Raw genomic sequence first — 4,312 nt, forward strand, 5'->3', positions numbered from 1 at the left:
CCTCCACGACGCCCTTCCGAACTACTAGCGCCCGCCGGATGGTTAAAGATGCCTCGCCGCCGGTGGGGGGGGCCTTTTTGGGGGTAGCTACCCCAGCGGTACCGGTTGCACGAGTCGCAATTTGTACAAGTTACTAAACATGCAGGTCAGGGGGCTTAAGACAAGCCTGGCCGCGCAGCAAACGCAAAAAAACCTGAAAACCGTTGTCTAGCAAACAAACCACCCAGATTTCGCAAACATCCCCGCCAGCCGCCAGAGGAGACCAATTATGCCTGGTCGCGGGCCCGCCCGAAACCCAGACCGCAGCCAAATCCGGCGCCGCAACATCGAACCACCACCGACCGTCGTCACTGCCGACGGCAAGAAACACGGCCCTGAACTGCCCGACACGTTCGAGTGGCCGAAAGCAACCCTTGACTGGTGGGACATTTGGCGCACCAGCCCACAAGCATTGCTGTTCACCGAAACCGACTGGTCGTTCCTGCTGGACACCGCCATCTTGCACGGCGAGTTCTGGTCGGGGAACCGCAGCCTGGCCGCGGAGTTGCGGCTACGGGTGGCGAAGTTCGGGGCCACACCGGAGGATCGTGCCCGGCTGCGTCTGGATATTGGTGATGGCGCCAAGCAGCCGCGGTCGGAGTGGTTGAAGCCCAGGTCCGCGCAGCAGCGTGAGGCGCGCTTGTTGAAGGCGGTCAGCGACGGCGGCGATGGCTAGAACCCGGTCGCTGGGCTGGTACGCGATCGCCTGGATTGAACACCACCTCGTCCACGGTCCGGGTGATGTGCAGGGCGAGCCGATCGAGTTGGATGACGAGTTCGCGGCGTTCCTGCTGAAAGCCTATGAGGTGACCGCCCGGGGGGAACGCAAGGTGCGGCGCGCCTTCCTGTCCCGCGCCAAGGGGCGCGCTAAATCCGAGCTGGCGTCGATGATGGTGTGTTTCGAGGCGTTGGGGGAATGCCGCTTTGACCACTGGGCGGCCGCGGGCGAGACGTCGGATTGGGGGTACGAGTTTGAGCCGGGCGAGCCGGTCGGCCGCCAGCTCACCTACGTCGAGGTTTTAAACGTGGCGACCGAGGAGGGGCAGGCCGGCCACACCTACAACGGCGTGTATTTCATGCTGCACCCCGACACGTGTTCGCCGGTGTTGCTGGAACGGTTCGGCCCGATCGATGTGGGGTTGACGCGCACGTTCTTGCCCGGGCGACGCGGCTTCATTGAACCGGTGTCGGCGTCGAATGAGTCAAAGGACGGCGCCAAGTCAACGTTCATCGTGGCCGATGAGTCGCATCTGTGGATTCCGCCGGTGAATGGCGTGTTCAAACTCGGCAGGATGCACCAGACGATGGTGCGCAACCTGTTGAAGCGTAAGGAGTCGTCGGGTTGGATGTTGGAGACGTCGACGATGTACGCGAAGGGCGAGAATTCGGTCGCTGAGGGGACGCACGCGTTCGCGCGGTCGTTGAAGTCGGCGGGCCGCGGCGACGCGGCGCTGCTGTTCGATCACCGGCAGGCCGGCGAGCATTGGGACCTGACCAACCGGGCGGAGCGGATCAAGGCGCTGCGGGAGGCGTATGGTCCGGCGGCGGATTGGATGAACTTGTCGGCGATCGCCGACTACTGGGATGACCCGCAAGCCAGCGAGAATGAGTTCCGCCGGTTTTGGTTGAACCAGCCGGTTCGGCTGGTGAATCCGTTGGCGATCGACCCGGTGCAGTGGTTAACGCTTGAGGATCGTGAGGCGGCGCAGCCGGATCGGGTGGCGCTGGTGGTGGCGGTGTCGTCGCAGCGCGAGAGGGCGTGTATTGGGATCGCCGGTGATATTGCCGGGTCCCGCACGTTGGTGATGACGGACTCTGGTCGCGGTGTCGGCTGGGTGGCCGACAAGGTGGCGCAGCTGGTCGCGGACCGGCAGATCGCCGAGGTTGGGTTGGCGACGGGGGAGGCGCGGGCGCTGCAACCCGAGCTGGTGCGGCGGGGCATCGAGTTTGACGCTAAGGGGATCGGGCGGCGTTTGACGGAGCCGGATATGACGGCGTCGTGTGGGGCGTTCCAGGCTGGGGTGAAGGCCGGGATGGTTGTGCATGTGGGTCAGCCCGAGTTGAGGGAGGCGGTCGGTTCGGCGCGAACCAGGCCGATCGGTGGCGCCGCTAAAGCCGAGACGTGGGATGGTGACGCGAAGGTTGAGGTGATCGCGGCGGCGGCCGCGTTCTATCGGTGGGGTTTGTTGGCTGTGGAGCCGTATGACGTGCTGGCAAGCGTGTTCGTCTAATGCCCATCACCTGGCCCTGGACGCGCCGCACGCAGCCTGAATCGCGCACCATGCCGTGGGGCGGGGACGCCGGCCCCGGCTGGGGTGCAGGCGGTCCGTCACCGTGGCAGTCCAACGACCCCGAGCACGCGATGCGGATGGTCGCCGTGTGGGGTGCCGTCCGGTTCCTCGCCGACAACATTTCCGCGATGGCGCCCGGGCTTGGTTTGTACAAGCTGGATAAGGGCGGCGAGATCGCGGTGCGGTAGCCCACCCCGCCACTGTTTGCCAACCCGTCGATCCACGGGACGCTGGTAGATTGGCTGCACCGCGGCGTCGTGTCGATGGCTTTGCAGGGCGACGGCATCGGGCTAATGACCCAACGCCAGCCCGGCACCCCGTTCCCGACGATGATTGAATGGTTGAACCCGATCAACGTGGTCACCCTGGACCGGGCGATTGAGGGCCCCGGCTCCTATGTGGACCCGCGCTGGTATTGGTGGGGCCGGCCCATGGATCCCAAGGACCTGCTGCACATTCCGTTGTTCCCGCGGCCCTGGCGGGTACGTGGCCTATCCCCCGTTACCGCGTTCGCCAACACCGTCGGCGTCGGGTTGGCGGCGATGGAGTTCAGCCGGGAATGGTATGGGAACGGCGGTGTGCCGCCGGGCACGTTCCGTAACACGACGCAGAAGGTTTTGCCGGAGGACGCGGAGGAGATCGCCGACCGCTACGTGCGCCGGCTGCGAACCCGCCGCCCCCTCATTTACGGCATGGACTGGGAATACAACCCGATCCAGGTGTCGCCGCATGAGGCACGGTTCCTTGAACCATTGAGGCCACCGCCACCCAGATCGCCGTCATCTACGGGGTGCCCCCGGAGAAGATCGGCGGCAAGACCGGCGACTCCATGACGTATGCGACCGTGGAGCAAAACAGCCTGGACTGCCTCACCTACACGTTCCGCCCCTGGCTGGTTCGCTTCGAGTACGCCTTCAGCACCTGCTTCCCGCGGGGCCAATTCGTGCAGTTCAATACCGACGAATTTCTGCGGATTGACGCCAAAACGAGGGCGGAAATCGACGCTTTGTCGCTGGGAACCGTGCAAACGGGCTGGAAAGGCCGCGACGAGGTTCGCACCTCCTACAACCTGCCGCCGCAGCCGAACTGGCAGCCGCCGGTGCCCCCGGGTGCCGCGCCGGGTGCCCGCCCGGCCGCACCGGCCCGCGAGCCGGGCCCCAAGGGCGCCGTGTCGGGTAGTTCATCGGCGGCCGCAACCCCACCGGGCGGCCCCGCTAAGCAGGCAACGTCTGCGGCGGCCGCCGCACCGATCAGCCGCACCCTGCGCGAACGGTGGGCCACCAACGGGCACGCCGTGGACATCGACGCGTGATCATCACCGTCACCAGTGACGCGGAAGAGCAAAGCGTGCGCAACGCGCTCGCCGTCATTAACACCTTCCGGCGGCGCCCCGCCACGAGAACCCTCGCTACGCGGCCCATCGTTGAGGACACCCCGTGGGTCCGCACCGTGTGGCCGCACGCCGAATACCTCTAAGGAGGACACCACCATGGCCGATGATGGTAAAGAGCCCGCCGACCGATACCCCGACAGTGAAGGTCCCTTCGCCGGCCCGAACAACACGTTCCCCCTCAACACGGAGGGGCGCATCAAAAACGCTTGGGCCCGTATCCACCAGGGCCCGACGAAGGCCAACCACAGCGCCGCGGAGATCGCCAGCATTAAAGCCAAAATCCAGGCCGAGGCCAAGAAGCAGGGCATCACGCTCGAGGAGCACGACGACGGCGGCGGTCGCGCGCTGCTTGAGTACGACACCAGCGAGCGCCGCGTCCTGTTGATGCCCGTGGAAATGCGGGCCCTCCCCGACAGCGACGAACCGTCCCGCGCCATCGGCGGTTACGCTGCCGTGTTCAACCGCGAGAGCCGCCTCATTCCGCGCATGATGGGCGGCAGCTTCGTTGAGCACGTCACCCCCGGTTTCTTTGAGGAGGCCCGCTCCGCGGGCTGGCCCGGGCAGCAAGGCTCCGGGGTGATGTGCCGCT

At 65.9% G+C, this 4,312-nt stretch carries 7 protein-coding genes; all 7 read left to right on the forward strand.

Features of this window, described 5'->3' with window-relative positions:
• Positions 1-268: 268 nt before the first annotated feature.
• On the forward strand, positions 269-715 hold the full coding sequence (locus tag ACLP9N_RS07820) for a phage terminase small subunit (RefSeq protein WP_442406854.1): 447 nt from the start codon (positions 269-271) through the stop codon (positions 713-715).
• Positions 708-2,270, forward strand: a complete 1,563-nt coding sequence (locus ACLP9N_RS07825; RefSeq protein WP_442406855.1) for a hypothetical protein — start codon at positions 708-710, stop codon at positions 2,268-2,270. Before ACLP9N_RS07820 ends, ACLP9N_RS07825 begins: the two co-directional genes overlap by 8 nt.
• Positions 2,270-2,518 carry a hypothetical protein gene (locus tag ACLP9N_RS07830; RefSeq protein ID WP_442406856.1) on the forward strand — a complete coding sequence of 83 codons (249 nt, stop codon included), beginning with the start codon at positions 2,270-2,272 and terminating at the stop codon, positions 2,516-2,518. The genes ACLP9N_RS07825 and ACLP9N_RS07830 overlap by 1 nt, the downstream gene beginning before the upstream one ends.
• Before the next feature lie 30 nt (positions 2,519-2,548).
• The gene (locus ACLP9N_RS07835) at positions 2,549-3,163 is read left to right on the forward strand and encodes a phage portal protein (protein WP_442406860.1); all 615 of its coding nucleotides are present in this window, start codon (positions 2,549-2,551) and stop codon (positions 3,161-3,163) included.
• Positions 3,121-3,642, forward strand: a complete 522-nt coding sequence (locus ACLP9N_RS07840; protein WP_442406857.1) for a phage portal protein — start codon at positions 3,121-3,123, stop codon at positions 3,640-3,642. Before ACLP9N_RS07835 ends, ACLP9N_RS07840 begins: the two co-directional genes overlap by 43 nt.
• A complete protein-coding gene (locus tag ACLP9N_RS07845) occupies positions 3,639-3,806 on the forward strand; it encodes a hypothetical protein (RefSeq protein WP_442406858.1) in 168 nt (55 codons plus the stop codon). The genes ACLP9N_RS07840 and ACLP9N_RS07845 overlap by 4 nt, the downstream gene beginning before the upstream one ends.
• 13 nt (positions 3,807-3,819) lie before the next feature.
• Positions 3,820-4,312: DUF6582 domain-containing protein (locus tag ACLP9N_RS07850; protein ID WP_442406859.1), on the forward strand; the 493-nt coding region annotated here is incomplete at its 3' end.

The sequence above is a fragment of the Mycobacterium sp. genome, assembly GCF_052144515.1.
GTDB lineage: Bacteria > Actinomycetota > Actinomycetes > Mycobacteriales > Mycobacteriaceae > Mycobacterium.

Excerpts from the sequence above, each read along its gene's own strand:
- ACLP9N_RS07820 (WP_442406854.1), top strand. The coding sequence starts at position 269 with ATGCCTGGTCGCGGGCCCGCCCGAAACCCAGACCGCAGCCAAATCCGG.
- ACLP9N_RS07825 (WP_442406855.1), top strand. The coding sequence starts at position 708 with ATGGCTAGAACCCGGTCGCTGGGCTGGTACGCGATCGCCTGGATTGAA.
- ACLP9N_RS07830 (WP_442406856.1), top strand. The coding sequence starts at position 2,270 with ATGCCCATCACCTGGCCCTGGACGCGCCGCACGCAGCCTGAATCGCGC.